At 71.3% G+C, this 25,120-nt stretch carries 19 protein-coding genes; 9 read left to right on the forward strand and 10 right to left on the reverse strand.

Translation table 11 applies throughout. The annotated features are described in order from the left end of the window. Window positions 1–1,540 precede the first annotated feature (1,540 nt). The 5 genes from ACWEOZ_RS39020 to ACWEOZ_RS39040 form a co-directional block, all read right to left on the reverse strand. On the reverse strand, window positions 1,541–2,479 hold the full coding sequence (locus ACWEOZ_RS39020; RefSeq protein ID WP_451915708.1) for a M64 family metallopeptidase: 939 nt from the start codon (window positions 2,477–2,479) through the stop codon (window positions 1,541–1,543). 84 nt (window positions 2,480–2,563) lie between these two features. Beyond that, a complete protein-coding gene (locus ACWEOZ_RS39025; protein WP_451915709.1) occupies window positions 2,564–3,232 on the reverse strand; it encodes a response regulator in 669 nt (222 codons plus the stop codon). A gap of 49 nt (window positions 3,233–3,281) precedes the next feature. Then, window positions 3,282–4,598, reverse strand: coding sequence for a sensor histidine kinase (locus ACWEOZ_RS39030; protein WP_451915710.1), 1,317 nt, complete (start codon window positions 4,596–4,598; stop codon window positions 3,282–3,284). Between the two features lie 20 nt (window positions 4,599–4,618). Then, window positions 4,619–7,078, reverse strand: coding sequence for an ABC transporter permease (locus tag ACWEOZ_RS39035; RefSeq protein ID WP_451915711.1), 2,460 nt, complete (start codon window positions 7,076–7,078; stop codon window positions 4,619–4,621). 1 nt (window position 7,079) lies between these two features. Further along, window positions 7,080–7,811, reverse strand: a complete 732-nt coding sequence (locus tag ACWEOZ_RS39040; RefSeq protein WP_451915712.1) for an ABC transporter ATP-binding protein — start codon at window positions 7,809–7,811, stop codon at window positions 7,080–7,082. Window positions 7,812–8,149: 338 nt separating this feature from the next. On the opposite strand from ACWEOZ_RS39040, the gene ACWEOZ_RS39045 reads away from it, so the two are divergent. The 7 genes from ACWEOZ_RS39045 (at window position 8,150) to ACWEOZ_RS39075 (ending at window position 17,823) form a co-directional block, all read left to right on the forward strand. Further along, entirely contained in the window at window positions 8,150–8,599 is a 450-nt protein-coding gene (locus ACWEOZ_RS39045; protein WP_451915713.1) for a chemotaxis protein CheW, read from the forward strand. Beyond that, window positions 8,596–9,996 (forward strand): CheR family methyltransferase, encoded by a 1,401-nt coding sequence (locus ACWEOZ_RS39050; protein ID WP_451915714.1) that lies wholly within the window; start codon window positions 8,596–8,598, stop codon window positions 9,994–9,996. Before ACWEOZ_RS39045 ends, ACWEOZ_RS39050 begins: the two co-directional genes overlap by 4 nt. Further along, on the forward strand, window positions 9,993–10,532 hold the full coding sequence (locus ACWEOZ_RS39055) for a chemotaxis protein CheW (RefSeq protein ID WP_451915715.1): 540 nt from the start codon (window positions 9,993–9,995) through the stop codon (window positions 10,530–10,532). The genes ACWEOZ_RS39050 and ACWEOZ_RS39055 overlap by 4 nt, the downstream gene beginning before the upstream one ends. A 5-nt stretch (window positions 10,533–10,537) precedes the next feature. Then, window positions 10,538–12,004 (forward strand): HAMP domain-containing methyl-accepting chemotaxis protein, encoded by a 1,467-nt coding sequence (locus ACWEOZ_RS39060; RefSeq protein ID WP_451915716.1) that lies wholly within the window; start codon window positions 10,538–10,540, stop codon window positions 12,002–12,004. Then, the gene (locus ACWEOZ_RS39065) at window positions 12,004–14,571 is read left to right on the forward strand and encodes a hybrid sensor histidine kinase/response regulator (RefSeq protein WP_451915717.1); all 2,568 of its coding nucleotides are present in this window, start codon (window positions 12,004–12,006) and stop codon (window positions 14,569–14,571) included. The genes ACWEOZ_RS39060 and ACWEOZ_RS39065 overlap by 1 nt, the downstream gene beginning before the upstream one ends. Window positions 14,572–14,659: 88 nt before the next feature. Further along, entirely contained in the window at window positions 14,660–15,742 is a 1,083-nt protein-coding gene (gene cheB / locus ACWEOZ_RS39070; protein WP_451915718.1) for a chemotaxis-specific protein-glutamate methyltransferase CheB, read from the forward strand. Next, window positions 15,739–17,823, forward strand: a complete 2,085-nt coding sequence (locus ACWEOZ_RS39075) for a response regulator (protein ID WP_451915719.1) — start codon at window positions 15,739–15,741, stop codon at window positions 17,821–17,823. The genes cheB and ACWEOZ_RS39075 overlap by 4 nt, the downstream gene beginning before the upstream one ends. Window positions 17,824–17,983: 160 nt before the next feature. On the opposite strand, the gene ACWEOZ_RS39080 is transcribed toward ACWEOZ_RS39075, so the two are convergent. After that, window positions 17,984–18,655, reverse strand: a complete 672-nt coding sequence (locus tag ACWEOZ_RS39080) for a GNAT family N-acetyltransferase (protein ID WP_451915720.1) — start codon at window positions 18,653–18,655, stop codon at window positions 17,984–17,986. A gap of 487 nt (window positions 18,656–19,142) precedes the next feature. Beyond that, the gene (locus ACWEOZ_RS39085) at window positions 19,143–19,634 is read right to left on the reverse strand and encodes an AAA family ATPase (protein WP_451915721.1); all 492 of its coding nucleotides are present in this window, start codon (window positions 19,632–19,634) and stop codon (window positions 19,143–19,145) included. A 54-nt stretch (window positions 19,635–19,688) separates the two neighbouring features. On the opposite strand from ACWEOZ_RS39085, the gene ACWEOZ_RS39090 reads away from it, so the two are divergent. Together ACWEOZ_RS39090 and ACWEOZ_RS39095 are read left to right on the forward strand one after the other, a co-directional pair. After that, complete coding sequence (locus tag ACWEOZ_RS39090) at window positions 19,689–20,243, forward strand: TetR/AcrR family transcriptional regulator (RefSeq protein WP_451915722.1); 555 nt, start codon at window positions 19,689–19,691, stop codon at window positions 20,241–20,243. Next, on the forward strand, window positions 20,240–20,539 hold the full coding sequence (locus ACWEOZ_RS39095) for an antibiotic biosynthesis monooxygenase family protein (RefSeq protein WP_451915723.1): 300 nt from the start codon (window positions 20,240–20,242) through the stop codon (window positions 20,537–20,539). The genes ACWEOZ_RS39090 and ACWEOZ_RS39095 overlap by 4 nt, the downstream gene beginning before the upstream one ends. Here ACWEOZ_RS39095 and ACWEOZ_RS39100 read toward each other — a convergent pair. The 3 genes from ACWEOZ_RS39100 to ACWEOZ_RS39110 form a co-directional block, all read right to left on the reverse strand. After that, entirely contained in the window at window positions 20,536–21,570 is a 1,035-nt protein-coding gene (locus tag ACWEOZ_RS39100) for an alpha/beta hydrolase (RefSeq protein WP_451915724.1), read from the reverse strand. The two genes, ACWEOZ_RS39095 and ACWEOZ_RS39100, sit on opposite strands and share 4 nt — an antisense overlap. Before the next feature lie 160 nt (window positions 21,571–21,730). After that, window positions 21,731–24,292 (reverse strand): ABC transporter permease, encoded by a 2,562-nt coding sequence (locus ACWEOZ_RS39105; RefSeq protein WP_451915725.1) that lies wholly within the window; start codon window positions 24,290–24,292, stop codon window positions 21,731–21,733. Then, window positions 24,289–25,077: an ABC transporter ATP-binding protein gene (locus tag ACWEOZ_RS39110; protein WP_451915726.1), complete on the reverse strand. Its 789-nt coding sequence runs from the start codon at window positions 25,075–25,077 to the stop codon at window positions 24,289–24,291. Before ACWEOZ_RS39110 ends, ACWEOZ_RS39105 begins: the two co-directional genes overlap by 4 nt. Window positions 25,078–25,120: the final 43 nt, after the last annotated feature.

Here is a 25,120-nt window from a genome sequence, read left to right on the forward strand (position 1 = left end):
GTCCGGGTTGGAATCTGGGTCCGGGTTGGAATCTGGGTCCGGGTTGGAATCTGGGTCCGGGTTGGAATCTGGGTCCGGGTTGGAATCTGGGTCCGGGTTGGAATCTGGGTCCGGATCCCCGTCCGGGTCCGCGTCTGGATTCCCGTCCGGGTCCGGGTCCGGGTCCGGGCCCGGGTCCGGGTCCGGGTCCGGGTCCGGGTCCGGGTCCGGGTCTGATTGGGGCACGGGATTCGGGTCTGGGCTGCGGTCCGGGTCTGGGCTGGGGTCAGAGTCTGGTTCCGCACTGGCGTCTTCATCTGAGCCGGCGTCCGGGTCAGGGCTGGGGTCGCGGTCCGGGTCTCGACCTGCGCAGCGACCTGCGCAGCGGTCTGGGTCTGCGTCTGCGTCTGGTTTCGGGGTCAGGTCCGACTCGGGGCTGGGGTCCGAGGCCGGGCTTGGGCTGGGGTCTGACTCTGGTTCCAGGTCTGTCGTTTCGGATTCGGAGTTTGCTTCGCAGCCTACGGGTGATCTTTCCGTGCCAGGCCAGCCTGGTCCGGGGTTGCCGGTGTCTCGTCCTGCTTCTGGGTTCGGTGGTGGTGCGGTGCCCTGGGGGTCGGCGGGCGTCGCACCCGTCGTGGTCGGTGACGCGGGGTTCGGGTCTCGGCGGCGGGAATCAGTGGCCGAATTCCCTGAGGCCGAGGTGTCGTTCGGCCTGCCTGACGTTGGGCGCGGGTTCGCTGATCGGGAGGACATCGCGGACGCCGGGCGGCATGCCGCCAGATCTTCCGCGACAGCTCCTCCGCCACGTTCTCCTTCTCGTCCCTCTCCTGTTGCGGGCGCGACTCCCCCAGACGCCGGGTCGGCTCCTCCAGTTGCCGAGTCAGCTCCGTCAGGCGCCGGATCAACTCCCCGCGCCGCAGAATCGACTCCGCCAGGCGCCGGATCCACTCCCCCCGCCGCAGAATCGACTCCCCCAGGCGCCGGGTCGGCTTTCGCAGCGCGGGAACTCGGTGACGATGACCACCCGCCGGCCGGTTCGTGGTTCGGCGGGGAGCACGACGAACCGAAGTGAGGCACTGCGTGCGGGCGGGCCTGCTCTCCCAGGCCCGCCCGCGCCCCACTCACCCGCTTCCGCTCACATCCTCGACACGCCCGGGTCTCCCACAGTCGCTTGGATTCGAGGCTCCCGCTTGCCCGCTCCGCTCACGACCAGCTCACCGATCCCCGGGCCGTAGCCGAAAGGCCGGGGCCGGGACTCGAGCCGGGCGGCCGTGGCCGGAGCCGAGAGGCCGGAGCCGAGAAGCCGGAGCCGGGGGCTGAAGCAAGGCGGCCGGGGCCGGAGCCGGAGCCGAGCGGCCAGGTGCTGGGGGCGGGGGTCGAGGCCGGGCCCCGCTGCCTCTCGCATCCTGCCTTCTCGGCGTCCGTTGCCTTCCTTGGTCCGCTTGCCGCGCATCCGCCTGGATCGGTCGCCACCGCGCGCTGCCGCTGACCGATCATTAGACCGGCCTGGTCATCACATCAGCCCGGTCATCAGATCGGCCCGGTCATTCGATCAGCCCGGTCAGCCGGTTCTGGCGAGGATCGCGGCGGTCAGCTGGTCGATACCGATCAGGTTGAACTCGTTGCCCAGCGATCGCATCATTGAGTTCTCGCTCGGCCTGTACACGCCGCGGTCGTAGTACGCGGCGCCCTCGAAGGTGCCGATCACGCCGCCGTCCGGGGTCGGTTTGCCCAGGTAGCTGAACCATTTGAGCCGCTGGGCGCGCATCGTCGCCTCGTTGGCCACCGAGGTGTTGGGGTCGCCCGGTTCGCCGTCGGGGTAGGCGGTCGGGTCGCCGCCGTACTCGTCTGCCAGGCCGCCGATCGAGTGGCCCAGCTCGTGCACCACGATGTCGCCGGAGAGTGTGTTGCCGCCGCTGGACACCGTCACGCTGCCGCCCGAGCCGCCGTAGGTGGTGCTGTTGACCAGGATGAGGGCCTGGTCGGCGCCCGGCGCCAGTTGGGCGTACTGCTCGGCCACCGTTTCGTCGACGCAGACCAACCGGTCCAGGCCTCCGCACCAGAACTCGCCGTCGAGGGCGGTGTCCTTCTCGACGCCGAGGGTCGGATCGTTGTCCGATCCGGACTGAGCGGAGATCGCGTTGACCTGCCACACGTTGAAGCTGCTCTTCAGCGTGCGGAACGGCTCCACCGCACTGAGCTGGGCCCAGCGGGTGAGGACCTGGCTGTGGAACAGCTCCTGCTCCGCGGCGGTGTAGCCGTCACCGACGAAGACGAGGTCATAACGGCTGCCCGGCGTGCCGGTCTGCTGAATGGTCACCACCTCGGCCGTGACGTCGACGGATTTGTTGGTCCGCGGGAGGTCGGCCACCCGGATGCTCTCCTTCCGGATCGAACCGTCAGGCGAGAACACCTCCCGCGCCTCCGTCCTGGTGTCCGCGGATGCTGGCAGCTGCACCACCCCGTAGATCACCGCGGTCATCGCGACGGCTGCCGCCACCAAAGCCGCCCTTCGGCTTCGCACTGGAATCACGGGCGCCTCCTCGATCTCGGCAACGGAGGACCAGGCTACATCTACCTTTATCTATACTTTGGGCCGGACCAGACCGCTCTCGTACGCAAGCACGACCGCCTGTACGCGGTCCCGCAGCTCGAGCTTTCCCAGGATTCGGCCGACATGTGTTTTCACGGTGGTCTCGGCGACGTGCAACCGCTCACTGATCTCGGCATTCGACCAGCCTTGAGCGACCAGCAGAAACACCTCCCGTTCGCGGTCAGTGAGGGTCGCCAGCCGCTTCGCGGAGCTGTGCACCGCCGGGACCGCGGGCACCAGTTGCCCGGCGAAGCGATCGAGCAGCCGCCGGGTGACCCGGGGCGCAACGATGGCATTGCCGGCGGCGATGGACCGGATCGCCGAGAGCAGCTCGACGGGTGGGGCGTTCTTCAGCAGGAAGCCGCTGGCCCCGGCCTGTAGCGCCGCGAAGGCGTTCTCGTCGGTGTCGAACGTGGTCAGCACGAGCACCCGAGCCCGGCTTCCCGACGCCACCAGCTCCTCGGTGGCGGCAACGCCGTCCATGACGGGCATCCAGATGTCCATCACCACGACATCCGCGTCGACATCCCGCAATATCCGCAAGGCCTCGGCCCCGTCGGCGGCTTCACCGACGACCTCCATGTCGTCCTGCGCGGACAGAATCGACCGGAAACCGCGCCGCACGAGCTCCTGGTCGTCGACGACAACGACTCTGATCACCCGCCACCGCCCCGGGCACTGCCTGCGCCGTCCACCGTGTCGCCCCCGTTCATGCTGTGCTCTTTGCCGTCATCGTTCCACTCGACGCCCGTGGGATGGTCGCCACCACGCTCCAGCCGCCGTCCGAACGTGGTCCGGCCTCCAAGGTGCCACCGTGCATGGCGGCCCGTTCCCGCATCCCGGCCAGGCCATGACCCGGCCGGGCCGTGACCGCCTCCGTGACTGGTTGCGTCCCGCCTCCGTCGTCGCTCACCTCGACGCGTAGAGAGTTGGGCGTGAAGGCAAGACGCAGGGTCACCGCGGCGTCGGATCCGGCGTGCCGCAATGTATTGGTCAGCGACTCCTGAATGATCCGGTACGCCGCGATCTCCTGCGCCCTGCTGAGGGGGCCCGGTGCGCCGGTGGTCTCGCGCACCACGCGCAGGCCGGACCGTGCCACAAGTCCGTCGATCTCCCTGAGCCCGATCGCTCTGCGCTCTGTCCCGTCGTCGTTCGCGCGATCCGCCTCGGCCAGCAAACCGTCGAATGCGGCGCCGGGACCTGTGGCATCCGGCCGACGCTCGAGCCTTCGAGCCAAGGCGGCCCACGATCGGTCACTCGAATACGCCACGGGCTCGACTGCTGCTTCGGGTGCCGGCAGCGACGCTCCTCGTAACAGCCGGATCACCCGGCCCATGTCGTCGAGTGCTTCGCGGCCGGTCGAGGCGATCGTCGCCAGGGCTTCGCGGGCAGGAGTCTCGGACGCTTCGAGCGTGAAGCCGGCGGCATCGGCCTGGACGATCATCACGCTGAGGCTGTGCGCCACGACGTCGTGGATCTCCCGGGCGATGGCTGCCCGTTCCTCGGCCACCGCGAGCAGGGCCAGGTGATCGCGCTCCCGTTCGAGGGTGGCAGCACGCTCCTCGAGCGTCTGCACGTAAAGCCGTCGGGTGCGTACCCCGTAGGCGGTGACCCACGTCGCCACCGTCACCGCGCCCACGACCCAGAACACCACCCAGAAGTTGCCGGAACGGTCGTTCTCCACGAGTGCGGCGACCAGCACCGCGACGCCCGCACCGGCGCCGGCAACCGCTCCCCAACGGAGTTCGGGCCGGTAGAGCACTACGGCGTACATGGCGATCAGTACAGCGATGTCGAACATCCGCACGTAGCTGCTCATCAACAGGTGCAGCGGCGCCAGCAGATAGACCACGGTCACCACGACCATCGGCAGGTGCCGCCGCCAGATCAGCGCGAGCGCCATGGCCAGACCGCAGATCTTGATCGGCCACGGCAGGCGGTACTCGATGATGGTCAGGGCAGCGACGAACGCCGCCACGGCTCCGTCGAACAGCCAGGGTCGGATCCACGCGCCGATGCGCCACACGACCACCACGATAGAAGGCCTCATGCGTCCGCCATGGCGCCGACGACGGAAGCTCGGGCCGCTCGGCGTGAAGGCAGCACCGCCGCACCAGCTCCGGCCACTGCTGCGATGACCACAAAGCTCAGGAGTTGGCCGCCCGGAACGGTCAGCAGTGCATCGGTGGGCCCGAAGGCCGCCTCCGATGCCAGCCAGCCGTAGAGCACACCGAACGCCACCCCGGCGACCGCGCCAGCTGCCGCCATCAGCAGGGCCTCGATGAGCAGTGTCGCGCGCAGCTGACCTCGGGTCAGTCCGAGTGCCCGGACAAGGGCCGACTCCCTGGTGCGTTCGAGGACGGAGAGAGACAGCGTGTTGGTGATGCCGACCAAGGCGATGACCAGTGCGAAGCCCAGCAGAACCGCGATGATTCCGACGATCTGGCGGATCGCGGCGCCGCGCTCGGCCCGGACCGAGGCGAGGTCGTCGACCTGCACCAGGGGATGCGCGGCCAGGGCGGCATCGATGCGTTGCCGCGCTGCCGGAGCATCGATGCCAGGTGAGGACCTGACCAGGATCAGGCTGTCGTCCCGCTGCGACGGGTAGAGCGCCGCGAAGTCGGTGGGCCACAGGATCACGTCGCCGACAAGGCTGGAGGACTGCACCAGCGCCGCGATGCGCACCGTCTGCTTCCGCCCTGCCGCCGTGACCGGCAGGTCGTCACCGACCTTGCCCTGTCCCGTCGCCACCAGCGCTGTCCCGGGTCCGAAGTCGGTCAGCCGTCCAGCTGTCACCTCAGGCCGGTACGCCGTACCGACCGTTGCGCTGTCCATGCCGGCAACTGTCACTGTGTCGCCGGCAACCCGCCCGTCGGACTGTTTGACCTCGGCGACGAGATCGAATGCCCGGTCACCGACGAGGCCCGCACCGACCGCCGGCGAGATCCCCCGCTGCCCGGCGGCCGGGGTGAGCAGATAGTCGACCGGGTACGCCTCGTTGAGCTGAGCCTCCGCCGTGCGGTCCACCGTGGCGGCGATGGTGCTTCCGCCGGCCATCAGCCCCACACCGACGAGCAGCGCAGCCGTGGTGGCGGCCGTACGACCGGGGTTGCGCCGGGCGTTGGCGACAGCCAGCCGTGCGGGCACCCCGAACAGGCGGCCCGGGAGCCACCCCAGCGCGGCGACGAGCCGGCCGATGACGAGGGGCGAGATCAGCAGCAAGGCCAGGAAGTTGCCGATGCCGCCGGCCACCACCAGGATCATCGCCGGTTCGGGCTGATCCAGTCGCAGCCCGGCCACCGTCGCCAGTGTGCCGGCCATCGCCACCAGAGCTGCCGCGACGATCAGCACGCGCCGCGATCGCCCTGGGGCCGGCGCCACCATCCGCAAGGCCGCGACCGGCGGGACGCGGGTTGCCCGTACCGCGGGAACCACAGCGGAGACCATGGTCACGATCGGCCCCAGGAGGAGCGACACGAGCACCGGGTAGGGCGTGAGGACGAGGCCGCCGGCCGGCAGCTGAGTGGCCAGAGCCGCCGAGCCCTCCAGCAGCCCCCACGCCACCGCGTATCCGAGCAGGATGCCCAGCACCGCCCCGGCGGTGCCCACCAGAGCAGAGTCGGCCAGCAGAGACCGCAGGATCTGACCTCGTCGCGCGCCGACACAACGCAGCAACGCCGTCTCGCGCTGCCGCTGGGCGACCAGAATTCCGAACGTGTTCGCGATGACGAATCCGGCCACCAGTACTGCCACTGCGGCGAACAGGTACAAGCCGATCGTCAGGCCGTTGATCTGAGCGAACGCCTGCTGGGCGAGATCGTGCCGGAACTGATCGCCGGAGCGGGCCGATCCCGCTGCGGGCACCGGCAGGCGATCGCGGACTGTCTTCGGATCGGCTCCGGTGCTGACGGTGGCCACCACGTTCCGGTAGCCGGTGGCGTCGGTGAGCCGGGTGAGCGCGGCACGGGTGACGACGGTGGTGGAGACGTCCCCGGTGATCGTGACGATGCCGACGATGCGCAGCGTGCGGCGCTGCTCTGAGGCGTCTACGACGACGGCGGCCTCACCGATCCGGTAGCCCGTGGTTTCAGCGGTCTTGCTGTCTATCGCCGCCTCATCGTCAGCGGCGGGCAGGGATCCCTCGGCGAGGTCGTACGACCGCAGGCCGGGATCGTCGCCGACATCGATGCCGTAGCCGGGAGTGCCGAAGGTAGCCACCAGGCGGCCATTGCGGTCGAGCAGTGGTAGCCGCTCCCGCATGCGGCCGGTGGCCGACGCAACGCCATCGGTGCGGCGCACGGCATCGAGATCGGCCGGGGTGAGCCGGCCGCCCGGCGTGGCGGAGACCACCACGTCGACGTTGCGCGCCGCCCGGGCGAACTGGTCGACCAGGGCGCTCTCGGCGCTGTCACTGAAGATCATCGTGCCGGCCACGAAGGCGACGGCGAGCACGATGGCCAGCCCGGTCGGCACCAGCCGGCGCGGGCGCGGTCCGGTCCGCCGCACGTCAGGCCCCCAGCCGCTGGAGCCGGTCGGCGACACCGTCCGGGGTGGGCGCCCGGAGGTCGTCGACGATGCGCCCGTCGGCCAGCACGACGACACGGTCCGCGTATCCGGCGGCCACCGGGTCGTGGGTCACCATCACGACGGTCTGACCCCATTCCCGGACGCTGCGTCGCAACAGATCGAGCACACCGGCGCCGGTCCGGGTGTCCAGGCTGCCGGTCGGCTCGTCAGCGAAAACCACGTCCGGACGGCTCATCAGGGCCCGCGCACAGGCGACCCGCTGCTGCTGGCCGCCGGACAGCTGGGCCGGGTAGTGGTGCAGCCGATCGGCCAGACCGAGGTCGGCCGCGACCTGCGCGAGGCGCTGACGCTCCGGGCGACGCCCGGCAAGCTCGCCGGGCAGCAGGATGTTCTGCTCCGCGGTCAGGGTCGGTAGCAGATTGAACGCCTGGAAGACGAACCCGATGCGGTCGCGGCGGAGCACCGTCAGGTCGCGGTCGGCCAGGCCGGTCAGCTCGACGCCGCCGATCAGGATCGAGCCGGACGTCGCGGTGTCGAGTCCCGCCAGCAGGTGCATCAGGGTGGACTTGCCGGAGCCCGACGGGCCCACGATCGCGGTGAACTGCCCCGCGGGGAACGTGACGTTCACCCGGTCGACGGCTGTCACCGCGGTCTCGCCCTCGCCGTACACCTTGACGAGTTCGTCCGCCCGCACGGCGTGCGTGGTGGTCATCTCGGCCTCCTGTTCCTGTGGTCGGAGGCGAATCTATGGACGAACGGGCATCGGCCGCGTCGTCAGCAGGAACGGTCTTGGCGTACTCCTCAAGGAGGACACGAGCGCTGCGCGTCCTCCTGAAGTCCACGGCGGGATCGTCGCGCGGGCGGACGACACGGGACGCGTACGAGTCGAAGCTGAGCGGGTGCAGTTGCCGCCGTCCGGCTGTCCGGGAGTGACATCTGTGCCGCATGAGGCCCAGCAGACTGAAACATTCTCGCTAATGAGGGAGAAATGACCGCTAGCCTGAGCGAATGGTGCAGCCCGGACAAATGGCGCCACCTGCAGAGGAGCCTGTGGGGGACAGCTCGCTCGTCTTCCGAGCCGGGCCGCTGCTCTGTGCCCTTCGCCTCGACGAGGTCATCGAGACCATGCGGCCTCTGGCCACCCATCCCCTCGCCGGCACTCCCGCGTTCGTGAAGGGCATCTGCATCATGCGGGGCATCCCCACTCTGGTGATCGATGTGGCCCGGCTGCTCGGCGGGACCGACGCCGAGGTGTCGCGTTTCGTCGCGGTGCGCACCGAGCGTGGACCGGTGGCGTTCGCGACCGGGGAGATCCACGGCGTACGGCCGGTCAGCGCGGGCACCGAAGGGCGCCATGAGGCTCTGCTCGGGGACGCGCCCGCTCGTCTCATCGCCGCGGTCGGCACGATCGACGCCGCGCCGGTGCTGCTGTTGCAGAGCATGCGGCTCGTGCCGGATGAGGTCTGGGCTGCCGCAGCTTCCCTGGCGGTGCCCTCATGACCGCTTCCGCTGAGGTGACCATGTTCCGCGGCCTGCTCGCCACGAAGCTCGGCTGGATGTTCGACGAGAACGACACGCCTCAGCTGGCCGAGGTGCTCGGCAAGCGGTCGGAGACGCACGGGCTCAGCCGCTCCCGGTATCTGGGCCGGCTGGCACGGGAGGACTGGGACGACGAGCTGACGACGCTGGCCGAGGACCTCACGATCAACGAGACCTACTTCTATCGCCACGGTGAGCAGTTCCGGGTCCTCGCCGAGGTGGCGCTGCCCGAGCGGATCGAGGCCCGCTCGACCCAGCGCGTGCTGCGGATGCTGTCGGTGGGCTGCTCCTCCGGCGAAGAGGCGTACACGATGGCGATCGTGGCGCGGGAGACGCAGCCGGGCCCGGACTGGATCATCTCGGTGCAGGGGCTGGACGCCAACGCCGCCGTGCTGCACCGGGCGCGGACCGGCCGGTATTCGGCCTGGTCGTTGCGCGAGACACCGGACGCGATCCGGCACCGCTACTTCCACGCGAACGACGGCGACTTCGAGCTGGACGCCGGCATCCGATCGGCCGTGCGCTTCCAGCAGCACAACGTCGCGAATGACGACGAGGTGCTGTGGCGGCCGGACCAGTACGACGTGGTGTTCTGCCGCAACCTGCTGATGTACCTGACACCGCAGGTGCGGGAGTCCCTGATTCAGCGGATGACCAGCGCGCTGTCGCCGGGCGGGTACCTGTTCCTCGGGCACACCGACTCGCTCGGCAGCCGCCCCGACGGGCTCGAACCGCAGCACACTCACCACACGTTCTACTACCGCCGGCGACAGCACTCGGCTCCCCTCGCCGGCACAATCCCGACGCTCGCCGCGCCGGCTCGCGCCCACGCGCCCGTGCCACCCAGGCCGGTCGAGTCCAGCGCCCATGACCGTGCGATGCGGTTGCTGCTCGACGAGCGCTTCACCGAGGCCCTGCAGCTGCTCGAGACCGAGCCGACGGACGGGCGCGCTCCGCGTGACGCCCTGCTGCACGGCGCGCTCCTGGCACACGCCGGCCGCCTCGAAGAAGCCGAGATGTCGTGCCGGCGCCTGCTCGACGTCGACGGGCTCTACGCGGACGCCCATCATCAGCTCGCGGTGTGCCTGGAGGGCGGGGCTGCCGTGGATGTGGCGATCGGCCACTACCGGCTCGCCGCATACCTGGATCCGGACTTCGCGATGCCCCGGCTACGGCTCGGTCTGCTCGCCCGGCGCCGGGGCGAGAACCGGATCGCCGTGGCCGAGCTGGACCGGGCGCTGGGGCTGCTCCGCCGGGAACGCGACGAACGGATCGCGCTGTTCGGCGGCGGATTCGGCCGGGTCGCCCTGACCACCCTCTGCCGTGCGGAACTCGACGCGTGCGGGGCGTACCGATGAGTCCCAGCGACGTGAAGAACCGGCTCGCCGCGTTGCGCGACGACTTCGACCGTTCCTTCACGGAGCCGGCGCGCCAGCACGACGCGGAGTACGCCGAGCTGCTGGCCGTCCGGGCCGGTGGCCGCCCGTACGCGTTGCGCCTCTCGCAGGCCTCCGGCGTGCACTCCGACCGGCCTATCACCCCGTTGCCAGGACCGCAGGCGGCGCTGCTGGGCGTCGCCGGGTTCAGTGGCGCGATAGTGCCCGTCTACGACCTCGCGGCCTTACTGGGGCATCCCGCGCCGGACCGTCCGCGGTGGCTCGTGGTCGCGGCCGGCGCACCGCCGCTCGCTCTGGCGTTCCACGATCTCGACGGTCACGTCCGGGTGCCGACCTCGATCATCGTCGACGAGGCCGACGGCGGCACCGGACGCGACGTGTTGCGCGGCATGGTCCCGCTGCCGGGCGGCATCCGGCCGATCGTGGACCTGCTGTCGGCCCGGGCGGCCGTTCATCAGCTGACCGGACACACCACGTACAACACCGAGGAGCGGTGACGGGCATGGCCAAACGTACATTCGGCAACAAGCTCGGGCTCGGATTCGGGCTGACCGTGGCTCTGACCCTGATCATGGGCGCGTCCTCGGTGGCCGCGCTGTCCATCGTCGTGGACGCGAAGGACGATGCGATCCGGGAAGCCGTCGACGATCTGGGCAGCGCCGAGCACCTGACGACCAAGGCGGAGAGCCGGATCAGCGACTATCGGGCGTACCTGCTCAACGCCAACCAGGAATACCTGGACATGACCAACCGCGACCGGGAGGAGTTCCTCGCCCTGGTGGTGAAGTTGCGCGGCACGCTCACCGACCCGGGCGCGAGGTCCTTGCTGGAGGCCGTGGCGACCGCCGAGGCCGAGCATGCGGCGGTCCTGCAGCCGGTGATCGAGAAGCGTAAGACGATCACCAACCTGGAGAACATCGGGCAGCTCAACGCCGCCGCGGTCGCGCCGGCCCGCAAGTCTCTGCAGGAGTCCATCGCCGCCCTGACCGTCAAGGTCCGCGCCGACGTGGAGAGCGCCCGCCGCGACTCCTCGGCCCGGGCCACCCAGGGCATCGTGCTGATCATCGTGCTGGGTCTGCTGGCCATGGCCTGCGGTTCCTACATCGCCTGGCGGCTCAATCGCGACCTGCGTCGTGAGGTCGGCGCCGCCGTCGGGCACATCCAGAGCTCGTCGGCCGAGCTCGAGGCCGCCGCCGCCCAGCAGGCGACCGGCGGGCGCGACCAGGCCAGCGCGATGAGTGAGATCACCACGACCATCAGCGAACTGCTCATCACGTCGCGGCAGATCGCCGAGAGCGCCCAGCGGGTGTCGAAGATCGCGGAGGACACGGCGGAGGCGGCGCAGACCGGCGACGCCACGATCGACCAGACCCGGGCCTCCATCTCCGCCATCCGCTCCCAGGTGGACCAGATCGTGCAGCACATGCTGGCGCTGGGTGAGAAGTCCCAGCAGATCGGCGGCGTCGTCGACCTGGTGTCCGAACTCGCCGAGCAGACCAACATCCTGGCCATCAACGCGACCATCGAGGCCAGCGGCGCCGGTGAGTGGGGGCGTCGGTTCGCCGTGGTGGCCGAGGAGATCCGCAAACTCGCGGACCGCACCGCCGGGTCGGCCAAGGAGATCCGCGCGCTGATCGACGATGTCCGCGGGGCGGTGAACACCACGGTGATGGCCACGGAGATCGGAGCCAAGAGCGTGGATGCGGGCTCGCGACAGTTCGACGACGCCACCAGCTCGTTCCGGCGCATCGCCCAGCTCGTCGCCACGACCAACGACGCGACCCGCGAGATCGAGCTGTCGACGAAGCAGCAGACCACGGCGGTCGAACAGGTCAATGTGGCTGCCTCGGACACCGCTCGGGTGACTCGGGAAACGGAGGCGAGTGCCGTGCAGACCAAGCAGACTGCCGCGCACTTGTCGAATCTGTCCGGTGACCTGCTCGACCTGGTCGGCACCGGTCGGCGCTGATGAGCCAGGATCCGCTGCGGTACTTCCGGGTCGAGGCCCGTGAACTGATCGATCAGATCAGCGCGGGCGTCCTCGACCTGGACCAGCAGCCCGGGCCGGACCTGGTCGCCCGGCTGCTGCGCTTCGCGCACACCCTGAAGGGCGCCGCCCGGGTGGTACGCCAGCAGGAGATCGCCGACCGGGCACATGCCTTCGAAGAAGTGCTCGTGCCCCACCGCAGCGCCGGCGAGCCACTGCCCGCGGACCAGATGCGGGAGCTGCTGCGCCTCAACGACGAGATCGAGGAACGAGTCGCCGCGCTGGAGCCGCAGCGACCTCAGGCGCAGCCGCCTTTGCGGTTCCCGCCGGGAATGACCCCAGGGGGAGCGAGCCCCTCCCCCAGCCTGCGAGGGCCCGGCGATCGGGGCACAGGACGGGATGACGGCGATCCAGGACGCCCGGTCGGAGGCCGAGCTGACGACACCGGGGTCGCCGGCCGCCTGGCGGACAAGGACGTCGGAGCGCTCAGCGGGTCACCACACGCCGGCGACCACCGGTCCGGTGAGGAGCCCGGAGTCCACCATGGACATGACCAACAGAGCGGCCCTTCGCAAGGCGACGCACCGCAGGCCGACAGTGGGCAAGCAGATCTCGACAGGTCTGAGGCCGAGAGCCGCCAGGCGGTCGATCTGGCCGGAGGCGGCGGCGAAGGCGGGATCAGCACGGCCACAGCGTCCGAATCACACCCCACGCCGGCCAACGGACCGGATGACCACCCGCCGAACGCAGGCGATGGCACCGCCTTCGCCGCGGAGGCCGGGCCGGCGACAGGCATTCCTGGCGGTGCCGGAGCCGAAGGAACGGCGAAGAGCGAGGAAGCCGCCAAGACCCCCTCGCATCCCGACGCCGCGCCGGCCGCCCGCGGTGCGACGGCCGATGTCGATGAGCTTCTCGATGCCGTCGGGGAGGCCCATGCTCGCTTCGCTCCGTTGCGTACCGGGGGGCATGCCCTTGATCAGTTGACCCGTTCCGCGGAGGCCCTGGCCGACCAGTTGCGCGTCGGTCGCACCGCCGCGCACACCGATGCCGCCCGGGTCGTCGCCGCCCGTCTCGCCGCGGACCTCGGTGCGCTCGGCAGGCGGATCACCGACACCGTCGAGCAGGTCGAGCGGGAGCTGGACGAGGTGCGGGGCCGGGCCGAGCGGCTACGGCTCGTGTCCGCCTCGAGCATCTTCACCGGTCTGCACCGCGCGGTTCGCGACGCCGCTGACGCCCAGGGCAAGCGTGTGCGGTTCGAGGGCCGGGGCGGTGACCTGCGGCTGGATCCGCAGGTGCTGACGCTGGCCAACAACGCTCTGCTGCACGTCGTTCGCAACTCGGTCGCGCACGGCATCGAGCCTGACGCGGACCGGCTGGCGGCCGGCAAACCCGTCGAGGGCCGGGTGGTCGTGGAGGTCGAGCGGCGCGGACGGTACGTGGCCTTCCGGTGCACAGACGACGGCCGCGGCTTTGATCTCGCGGCGGTCCGGCGCACCGCGGAGGCCCGAGGGCTGCTGATGCGCGGTGGTACGCCGCCCGACGAGCAGACGCTGGTCGAGCTGGTTCTGCGCGGCGGCATCAGCACCTCCCCGACGGTGACCGAGGTGGCCGGCCGGGGCATCGGGCTCGATGTCGCCCGGGACGTCGCCGACCAGCTCGGGGGCGATGTGACCGTACGGACGGAGGCAGGCCGGGGCGCCGCGGTCGAGTTGGTGCTGCCGCTCGCGCTGATGTCGATGCACGGGCTGATCCTGGAGGCGGCCGGAACCATCGCCACGGTGCCGCTCGACTCCGTACGCACATGCGTACGGTTGCTGCCGGAGCAGGCCACAGCCGCGGCCGTCACCGGGAAGATGGCGCACGACGGCGAGGCCGTGCCGTTCCTTCCGCTGGCCCGAGCGCTGTACGCAGGCACGACAGTGCCGGAGGGCGGCGGGCCCACCGTCGCCGTCATCGTGGGCACCGACGATCAGGCCGTGGCCGTCGGCGTCGACCGGCTCGCCGGCACCTCCACGCTGGTCGTACGGCCGCTGCCCGATCTCGCCCCCGCGGCACCGGTGATCGGCGGCGTGTCGATGGACCTCGACGGCAATCCGCGGCTCGTGCTGGACGCCCAGGGGCTCATCGCGGAGACCTACCGGCTCGGCGCGGGAGGCACCGCGCCTGCCGAGCCGGCCCGGCGGCTGCCGATTCTCGTCGTCGACGACTCCCTCACCACCCGGATGCTCGAACGCAGCATCCTGGAGTCGGCCGGGTACGAGGTCGACCTCGCCGCGTCCGGCGAGGAAGGCCTGGACATGGCCCGGTCCCGTCGTTACGGGCTTTACCTCACCGACATCGACATGCCGGGCATCGACGGGTTCACCTTCGTCGCCGAGACGCGCGCGGATCCGGAGCTGTCCGAGGTGCCCGCGATCCTGGTGAGTTCCCGGGCCAGCGCCGAGGACCGGCAGCACGGCGTTGCCGTCGGAGCCAGCGCGTACGTGGTCAAGGGCGAGTTCAACCAGGAGGAGCTGCTCGCGCACATCCGCCGGTTGGTGCCGGCATGAGCACGGCAACCCGGCGCGGGGACGGCCTCGGCCGGCGCACCGGGAGCAGGGACATTCGTCGGCGGGCCATGCGAAAGGGGAGCCACGCATGATCCGCGTTCTGGTGGTCGAGGATTCGTCGACCATGCGCCACGCTCTGCGCGAGGCGCTCGCCACCGATCCCGACCTGCAGGTGGTCGGCGAGGCCCTCGACGGCGGCCAGGCCGTCGAACTGGTCGGGCGCCTACGGCCCGACGTGGTCACCATGGACATGATGCTGCCCACGATGAGCGGGCTCGTCGCCACCGAGCACATCATGGCCGAGTTCCCCACGCCGATCCTGGTCGTCTCCTCCGCCGACCGGCAGGAGCTGTTCAGCACCTACAACGCGCTCGCCGCAGGCGCGGTGGACGTCCTGGAGAAGCCGCGCGGGGACGATTCCGACGCCGGGTGGGCACGGCGGCTGTGCTCGACCGTACGGCTGGTGTCACGGATCCGCGTCATCACGCACCCGCGGGCGCGCCTCGACGGTCGCAGCCGTACCGCACCTGAGCCGGCCGTGCGCCCGCCGACCGCTCCCCCGCTGCTCACCGCCGATGAGCCGCGCATCAAAGTGGTCGCTCTCGGGGCCTCTACCGGCGGTCCCGGGGCCCTGACCGAGTTGCTCCGCACGCTGCCGGCCGGTTTCGCGCCGCCGGTGCTGTGCGTGCAGCACATCGCGGCCAGTGAGCCGTTCGCCGTGGCTTTCTCCGACTGGCTCGCCGGGCAGACCGGGCGCAACGTCAGCTATGCCGTGAACGGGATGTCCATGCGGGCGCTCAACGGACGGATCCTGCTGGCGCCACCGGACCGGCACCTGCTGGTCCGCGATGGTCACTTGTGGCTCAGCGAGGGGCCACCCCGGCACTCCTGCCGGCCGTCGGTCGACGTGCTTTTCGAGTCCGTTGCCGCCGAGTTCGGCGCGACCGCGGCCGGCTGTCTGCTCACCGGCATGGGAAGGGACGGCGCCCTCGGCCTCCTGCAGATGCGCGCGCGGGGCGGGCACACGTTCGCCCAGGACGAGGGCAGCTGCGTGGTCTACGGCATGCCGCGGGAGGCAGCGCTGCTCGGCGCGGCCGGCTTCATCATGCCGCCCTCGCGGATAGCCGGGCGCCTCGGCGAGCTGTCGTCCGACGTGGGGGTGCGGCGATGAGCCATCCGACCCACGAGGCGGCCGGCCGGCTCGCCCAGCCGTCCACGTCCGCAACCACCGTTCATCAAGCCGATCGCAGCACTGAAGTGCGCCGCGAGACCGGCATCGGGCCGCCGGTGGACAAGCACACGGTGCTGATTGTCGATGACAGTCTCACCGTACGGATGGATCTGCACGAGGCTTTCGAAGCCGACGGCTTCCGGTCGATTCTGTGCGCCAACGGCGCCGAGGCGCGGGCGGCGTTCGCCGGCGCGCATTTTGATGTCGCGGTGCTCGATGTGCTGCTGCCCGATGCCGACGGGGTCGAGCTGCTGCGGGAGTTGCGCGCCCATCCCGGCCGGGAAGGCACGGTCACCGTGCTGCTCTCCAGCGAGGCCGAGGTCGCCGACCGGCTGCACGGGCTGCGGACCGGGGCTGACGAGTACGTCGGCAAGCCCTACGACGCCGGCTATGTCGTGGCGCGGGCCCGGCAGTTGCTCGGCGAGGACCCGTTCCGCATCGACGACCGCACAACGGTGCTGGTCATCGACGACAGCATCACCTTCCGGGAGAAGTTGCGGGAGCTCCTGGAGCCCGAGGGGTACGCCGTCATCACCGCCAACTCCGGTGAGGAGGGCCTGCGCACGGCGGCCGACCGCAGGCCGCAGGCTGTCATCGTGGACGGGGTCATGCCGGGCATCGACGGCGCGACCGTGATCCGGAGGCTGCGGCTCGATCCGGCGCTGCGGGACATTCCGTGCCTGTTGATGACGGCCTCGGACGACTACGCGACCGAGGTGCAGATGCTGGAGGCGGGCGCCGACGCGTTCGTCCGCAAGCAGCAGGACCTCGCCGTCGTGCTCGCCAAGCTCGCCGCCGTGCTGCGGACGAGCGCCGAGCAGCTGCCCATCGAGGTCACCGGCAGCCTGCACGGGCCGGGCAAGGTCCTCACCGTGACATCGGACCGGCAGCGACTGCCCGCGCTGGGCGACGCGCTGCGCGACGACGGGTACGACGTGGTGCCCGCCGGCACCGCCGACGATGCGCTGGATCTGCTGGCGGCGCAACCGGTCGACTGCATCGTGCTGGGTCTCGACGGCACCGGTGCCGACGCCCGCGAGATCTGCCGCCGCATCAAGGAGGTACCGCAGATCGGCGACACCCCCGTCATCATGATCGGGGACCACGACGACGCCATGCTCGACTGCCTGGCCGCGGGGGCCGACGACTACGTGCGGTCCGCCGACGGGCCGGAGACGTTGCGGGCCCACGTACGCGGGCAGATCCGCCGCAAGCAGTCCCTCGACGAGAGCCGGCGTATCCGCGAGGAGTTGATGCGCCGCGAACTCGACGCGGCCGGGGAACGGGCTGCCCGGCAGCTCGCGGAGACCAGGGCCGCGCTGGTCGAGGAGCTGGAGTGGCGCAACCGCGAGCTGGAGGCGTTCAGCGGATCGGTCTCCCACGACCTGCGCGGCCCGTTGCAGGTGATCAGCAGTTTCGCGGAGACCATCCTGGACGAGGACGACGAGCCGCTGACCGAGCAGGTCCGCCACCGGGTGCAACGCATCCACGCCGCGGCCGGACGGATGGCGGACCTGGTCGAATCGCTGCTGATCCTGGCCCGGGCCAGCCGTGGCGAGCTGCGCCGGGAACGCTTCGATCTGACTGCGACGGCCTGGCAGGTGATCGGCGAAGTCACGGCCAGGGAACCGGGCCGGGAGATCCGGTTCACGGTCGCGGACGACATGATCGCCGACGGCGACGAGGGTCTGGTCCGGGTCATCCTGGAAAACTTGATCAACAACGCCTGCAAGTTCACCCGGCGGGTGACCGAGCCCGTGATCGAGGTCGGCTGGAGCGGGCCGGGTGACAACCCGAGTTACCACATTCGCGACAACGGGGCGGGCTTCCCGGCCGGGAAGGCGATCGAGCTGTTCCGGCCGTTCGCCCGGCTGCACACCGCGGCCGAGTTCCCGGGCACCGGCATCGGACTGACGACCGTGCACCGGGCCGTGGAACGCCACGGCGGCGAGATCCACGCCGAGGGAGAGAACGGGCGGGGCGCGACGTTCTGGTTCACCCTCCCGCCGGCCCACCGATGAGAGTGCCGGCCCGCCGATGAAGCGTCAGTCCGCCGATGAGGGCGCTGGCCCGCTGATGAGGCGCTGGCCCGCCGGATAGAGGCGCTGGCCCGCCGATGAGGCGCTGGCCCGCCGATGAGGCGCTGGCCCGCCGGATAGAGGCGCTGGCCCGCCGATGAGTTCAGCTCAGGCCGAACCAGGGCAGGCAGGGCGGGAGCCCGTCGACGGTCACCTCGGGCCGGGCGCGCGAGTGGGCTGCCGCGGGCGAGCTGCCGGGTCGCGCGACCCGCCAAGTGTCCACGGTGAGCCGGAAGTTCCGCAGCTCGGCCACCTCGCCGCCGGGGACGACGATGAGCCCGACCCCGTTCTCGGCGTAGCCGATGCGGCGCGACACCCCCAGCGACGCCGCGTTGCCGGCCACCGCCGACGACACCGCCGCGACCGCGCCCAGGTGGTCGAAGGCCAGGCCGAGCACCGCCGTCCGCATCGCCACCCCGAGTCCACGCCCGCGCACGCCCGGGACGAGCCACGACGCTGAATCCACGGTCCGTAGCGCGGGGAAGTTGTCGGCCTCCAACGTCTGCACCCCGACAAGCTCGTTCCGGTACGTGACCGCGAAATGCAGTACCCAGGCCGAGGGTGACCACGTGCCGAGGGACTTCCAGTAGCCCTGGTAGAAGAGCCGGCGCTGGTTCGCCTCGGCGCTCAGGCCCGGGAAGAGCTCGAGGCGCGGGTCCTGGTCGAAGTCGGGGGGCAGGATCGCGGCGAGCGCCGGCAGGTCCGCCTCGCGGACGGGCCGCAAGGAGACCTCGCGGCAGCTCAGCCGCAGCTCGGCAAGTGGCCAGTCACTCACGCCGACCCCACTCCATTCATCAAGCATCCAGCAGACGCCAACGCCGTGGTTCCAATCGAGCCAGGACCACCCAGCCGAGCCGGGACCGCCCAGCCAAGCTAGGACACCGAGCCGGGCCAGGACCACCCGGCCGAGCCGGGGCTTCCCGGCCTGGCCACCACCTCGCCCGGCCTCGCGGCGATCCCAGCCGGAAAGCAACACGAAGACCACGTTTCAGGTTAGTGCGCACTGGCGTCGACCCGGCCCGCCGCTACCACCCGCCGCAGCCGGCCGGCTCAGCCGACGCTCCCACACCGGGCTGTGGCCGCTCCCGAACGACGCCGCCCACTCCTCCCGGAGCCGGAAGGCCGGAAGCCGAGCACCTACGACCCAGCGCACCTCTGCGTTCCGCGCAGCTCGGCCGCCACGACGGACGTGTCCAAGTAGCCACTGACGCGACGACGCCCAGCAATCGCAGATCGGCCCAGAACCCCGCCCGGCGCGTCGCTCACGGCGTCAATCCGGTGTGGCGGACCACCTCCGCCTGACACTCACTCAAGGGCAGGGTCGTATCGACGATCAGCCGCTCATCGGTACGCCGCTCATAGGCGTCCGGCGTCAGCGGAACAAGCACATCCGCCTCCCGTTCGGCGATCCGGTCGAGCCGGGCCAGGTCCGGGCAGGTCGTCTCGATCACAACGTGCCGGGCCCGCACCGACCGAGCCAGGTCACGCCAGCCGCGGCGGGCCGCGTCCACCGGGTTCACCGCGTCCGCGATCACCGTGAGCCCGCGCCGGAGGTGGCTTGCCGCCACGTCGTGGGCGACCGAGTACGCCGCCACCCCGGTCTGGTCCGCCGTCAGCCCGTTGCGCCGCATCGCGCCCTCGATCTCGTCGATGCGCAGCCATACCGCGCCGCTGCGGTCCGCGAGGTGAGCGGCCAGTGTGGACTTGCCGGTACCCGGGAGCCCGCCGAACTCGATCAGCGTTCCATTCGTCATACAGCGTGTATAGTGACTCGCTATACACGGCGTCAAGCAATCGGGGGTTCGACGATGCGGCGAGCTGCTGCCACCGCGGCGACCCGGCAGGCGGTCATCGCCGCTGCCCGCGAATTGCTCGCCACTGTGCCCTGGCGGGAGTTCACCCTCGAGGCCGTCGCCACCCGGGCCGGGGTCACCCGGGTCACCGTCTACAACCAGGTGCGCAACAAGGCCGGGCTGCTCGACGCGGTGCTCACCGAGCTGACCAGCCGGGCCGGCATGGATCAGCTGCTGACGGCGTCGCGTGAGCTGGGCCCCGGCGAGGCGCTGGCCTTTGTCGTGGAGCAGACCTGTCGCTTCTGGCACGGCGAACGCGCGGTGCTGCGGCCGCTCTTCGGGCTGGCCGTTGTCGACGGCGGCATCGCCGCGCATCTGGCCGGGCGCGAGGACCGGCGGCGCGAGCAGTTCCGGCGGTTGCTGCCCGGGCAGAGCGAGGCCGTGCTGGCCGGGGTGGTGGCGGCGACGTCGTTCCCGGCGTACGACGCGCTCGGGGTGGTGGGTGACGATCCGGCGCAGGCCGCGGGGCTGGTCCTGCGAATGGTGCACGGCCTAGTGTCGAACGGGTGATCGCACGCATGTGGCGTGGCTGGGTCGCCACCGACCGGGCCGCCGAATACGTCGCCTACATCGAGGAGACCGGCATGGCCGCCTACCGCGGCACGCCGGGCAACGTCGACGCGCAGATGTGGACCCGGGACCTGGGTGACGGCCGCACCGAGGTCGTCACGCTGAGCTGGTGGGAGTCCATCGAGGTGATCCAGGGCTTCGCGGGGTCGGACATCTCCCGGGCCGTCTTCTATCCCGAGGACGACGACTTCCTGATCGGCCGCGAGGACACGGTCGCCCACTACACGGTGGCCTAGGGACCCGGCCGCAGGATGCGCTGCAGCCATCCGACCCGCGCGGCCCGGGCCTCGCGGGAGAGCTGCGCCTCCGGGACCAGGTGGTCGAACGCGTGGAACCCGCCCGCCCACACGTGCAGGTCGGCCCGGCCTCCGGACGCCCAGATCCGCTGGGCGAAAGCGACGTCCTCGCCCAGGAATATGTCGGCCGTGCCCACGTCGATGAAGGCCGGAGGCAGGCCCGACAGATCGCTCGCGCGCGCCGGCGCCGCATAGGGCGAGACGTCGGGACCGCCACGGGCGGTCCCGAGCAGGGCGGTCCAGCCGGTCAGGTTCGAGACCGAGCTCCACGTGTCGTACGGGCGCACCGGCGCGTCCACCCTCCGGTCGTCCAGCATCGGGCACATCAGCAGCAGCCCAGCCAGCTCCGCACCGCCACGGTCGCGGTGCAACAGCGCTGTCCCGGCCGCCAGTCCCCCACCGGCGCTGGTGCCGGCCAGCACCACTCGGCGGTCGATGCCGAGCTCGTCGCGGTGGGCCATCGTCCAGGTGAGCGCGGCGTGGCAATCCTCGACGCCGGCCGGGTACGGGTGCTCGGGCGCCAGCCGATACGCCACGGAGACGAGCACGACGCCGGCCTGCTCGACCCAGTCCAGGACGCCGGGCAGGTCACTCCGCTCATCTCCGGCGATCATCCCGCCGCCGTGCAGGTAGACGACCCCGGGCAGCGGCCCCTGCGCACCGGCGGGCCGGGCGATCAGGACGCTGGTCTCCCCCGCTTGCCGGGTCTCCAGCGTGATCCGGCCCTCCCGCGACAACAACTCGTCGGTGGGCCGCAGCTCGGCGCCGAGCGCCCGCCGGGCCGGCAACACGTCGAGGGTCAACGGCCGCGGAGCCGCTGCCATGATCGTCGGCAGCGGCTCACGCAGCTCGGGATCCACCGCCGCAAGATCCCCACCGAGGCCCTGGAAACCGCCGGCCGGGGAGGTAGTGGCGGCCGCGCGATCAAGCGGCACAGTTGCGGCGGGAAGCTCCGCGGGCTGATCGGTCACGCCAGAAATCTATCCGCCGGGTACGACGAGAACGATGCCACGAACGCCCGAAGACCGGCCGATGAAGCGGACCGGCGCAGCGGGAGGGAGGGAGGGAGGCCAGGACGAGGGCCACCCCCGGCGTCAACCACCGCCGGGAGCGACCCCTCATCCCACCGGCTCAGCCGTCGGTCGCCAGCGCAGCGACCGGACTGACCCGCGAAGCCCGCCGAGCCGGCAGCACCCCCGCCAGCGCCGTGAACACCACCAGCGTCACGAACACCGCCGCCAGCTGCCACACCGGCAGGGCCAGCGGCGCGTTCACCCCCAGCGCCTTGATCGACAGCCAGGCGTACGGCACGCCCAGGACCAGACCGATCGTCGCGCCGATCACTCCGTAGAGGCTTGATTCCGCGGTGAGCATCGCTCGCAGGCCGCCGCGGGACAGGCCCACCGCCCGCAGCAGACCCGATTCGCGGACCCGTTCCACCACCGACAGCGCCGTTGTCGTGCCCACGCCGACCACCGCGATCAGCACCGTCAGCCCGACCAGGCCGATCGCCACCGCCAGCACGCCGTTCAGGATCAGGTTGAACTGGTCCCGCTGGTCGGCCAGGACCGTGACGCCGAGACCCGTCCGGCCCTGGACCAGCTGCTGCATGGCCTTCTGCCCGGCGGTACGCCCGTCCTCGCCCGTTTTCGCCGCGTCGGCGAGCAGTCCGGAGTAGGTCGCCGGCGCTCCGAGCTTGCTCAGGTCGGCCGGGTCCAGCAGCAGGTACGACTGCAGCGGCCCGGTGTCCGGCAGGATCGCCGCGACCGTCACCTGGAGCTTCTTCTTGCCGCTGGTCAGCGTCGTGGTGTCGCCGACCGCCAGTCCGGACATGTCCGTGACGAAGCCGGAGATCGCCACCGCGCCTGGCTTGATACCGGCCAGCGTGCCGGCCGACACGTCGATGTCCTTCAGCGTCGGCAACGCGTCCATGTCGAGGTCGGTGGCCTCCAGCTGAGACTCCGTACCGCCGATCTTGACCGAGTCGAGGCGCCGGTACGGCGTCACGTGGGCCAGGTCGGGGCTGGCTTTCGCCTGCTCGACCAGGGCAGCCGGGACCCGCTCGTCGGCGCTGGCCGCGAGTTCGTAGTCGGCGGGTACGGCCGAGGCCATCTCGCGGTCGGCGAGCACCCGGACCGAGGCCCCGGTCACGACGACACCGGCGATCAGGGTGACGCCGAGTGCCACCACGACCGACACCGCTGCCGCCCGCCGGGGCGCTCCACCCACTCCACCGACCGCGAGCCGGCCGACAGCGCCGAGCCGGCGCAGGGGCCAGCCCACCGTGGCCAGTACCGGGCGGACCAGGACCGGGCCCAGCGCCATCAGGGCGAAGAAGGCCAGCGCGCCGGAGATGACGACGGTCAGCAGCATCGGCTCCGGCGTGTAGTTCTTCGCGTCGCGGTCCGGCAGGTTGGTGATCACGTACGCCGCCGCGCCGGCCGCCATCAGCGTCAGCAGCAGCCCGAACGCCCAGCGCAGCTTGCCGATGTCGCGCCGGCCGCCGGTGGTGCTCGCCGAGCGCAGCGCCTCCAGCGGGGCGACCTTCGCGGCCGAGAACGCCGGGGCCAGCACGGCCAGCACGGTGATCAGCACGGACAGCACGATCACCCCGGCCGCGGGCAGCACTGGGACACCGGGCGAGGACACGGCGACGTCGAAGCCGCGCAGCACCGGCGGCAGAATGTGGCCGACGGCCAGGGCGCCCAGCACGCCGACCAGGCCGGCGACGAATCCGGTGAGGGCACCTTCGGCGGCCAGCGCCCGGCTGATCGAGCCGCGCCCGGCGCCGACCGCCCGCAGCAGGGCCAGCTGGCGCATCCGCTGGGCGAACACGATGCGGAACGTGGAGGTGGCGACCAGCCCGGCGGCGACCACGGCGATGGCCACGAACATCCCGACCACGGCGAACAGCTCGTTGAGGTCGGAGGCCGCCCGGTTCGCCTCGTCGGCGCGCACGTCCGCGCCGGCGCGGACCAGCGCGCGTTCGGCGCCCTCCGGCGGCGCCGGCATGCTCTGCACGATCCGGTCGAGCTCCGTACGGACGGCGGTGGCGTCGGTTCCCGGGGCCAGGCGCAGGTCCACCTTGAACAAGGTGGCGTCGGGGCTCAGCGCCAGGATGGTGGCCGTCGGGGCGTACGCGGTGAAGCCGTAGTCGTCGCGGGCGTCGGCCAGACCGGTGACCGTGAGCCGCACGGGCTTGCCGGGTTTGCCGTCGTCGTCCCAGCTGGTGATCAGCGAGACGGTGCTGCCCACGGGCAGGCCCATCCGGTCCGCCGTGCGCGGGGTCACCGCGATCTCGCCCGGTGCGGACGGGTACCGGCCCTGGGTGACGTGGGCGACGGCCAGGGGTCCGCTGCCCGGGTCGGCCGTGATGTTGAGGTAGTCGCTGCCGGTCTGGCCGCCGAACTCCGTCCGCCCGGCCGCCTCGGCGACGCCGGGCACCGCCTGGAGCCGGGCCAGGTCGGCGCGGGTGATGGTCGGCAGGTTGCCGGTGCCGGATTCCCCGCCGACGACGAGGTCGACGGCGGCGGGCGTGCCGCTGAGACCGTCGAGCATGGTGCGCTCGGTGATCTGCTGGGCCAGCACGGTGGCGTAGACCACGAAGGACGCCACGAGCATGGCCAGGCCGGTGAGCAGCAGCCGGGCCGGGCGCCGGGAGACGCCGGCCAGCTGGGTACGGAGCACGTTCATCGGTACGTCCCCAGGTGCTGCAGGGCGTCGGCGATCGAGGCGCGGTCGGGGCGGTCCAGTTCGCCGGCCACCTTGCCGTCGGCGAGCAGCACGACCCGGTCGGCGTACGCGGCGGCGCCCGGATCGTGGGTGACCATGACGATGGTCTGACCGAGTTCGCGCACGGAGTTGCGCAGGAACGACAGCACCTCGGCGCCGGAGCGGGAGTCCAGGTTGCCGGTCGGCTCGTCGGCGAAGACGACCTCGGGGCGCGAGACCAGCGCCCGGGCCAGCGCGACCCGCTGCTGCTGTCCGCCGGAGAGTTCGCTGGGCCGGTGGGTGAGCCGCCCGTTGAGCCCCAGCACGTCGGCGAGGTGGGCGAACAGCCCGGATTCGGCCCGCCGGCCGGCCAGGTCCAGCGGCAGGGTGATGTTCTGCTCGGCGGTGAGCTGCGGGAGCAGGTTGAAGGACTGGAAGACGAAGCCGATCCGCTCGCGGCGGACCCGGGTGAGAACCTTGTCGCTGAGCACGGTCAGGTCGGTGCCGCCCAGCAGCGCCCGGCCCGAGGTGGCCGTGTCGAGCCCGGCCAGGCAGTGCATCAGCGTGGACTTGCCGGAGCCGGACGGTCCCATGATGGCGGTGAACTGGGCACGGGCGAAGCCGACCGTCACACCGTCGAGCGCGCGGACGGCCGTCTCCCCGCTGCCGTACACCTTGACCAGGTCCACGGCCGCGACGGCGGTCATGCCGTCGCCCGGGCCGGCCATCGATGTCGTCGGCGCGGCGGCCGGGGAGTGCGTTCTCATCAGGGATCCTCCAGGGGTTAATGAAGCTGGGAGCAGCCTGAGG

This window comes from Actinoplanes sp. NPDC004185 (assembly GCF_053603475.1).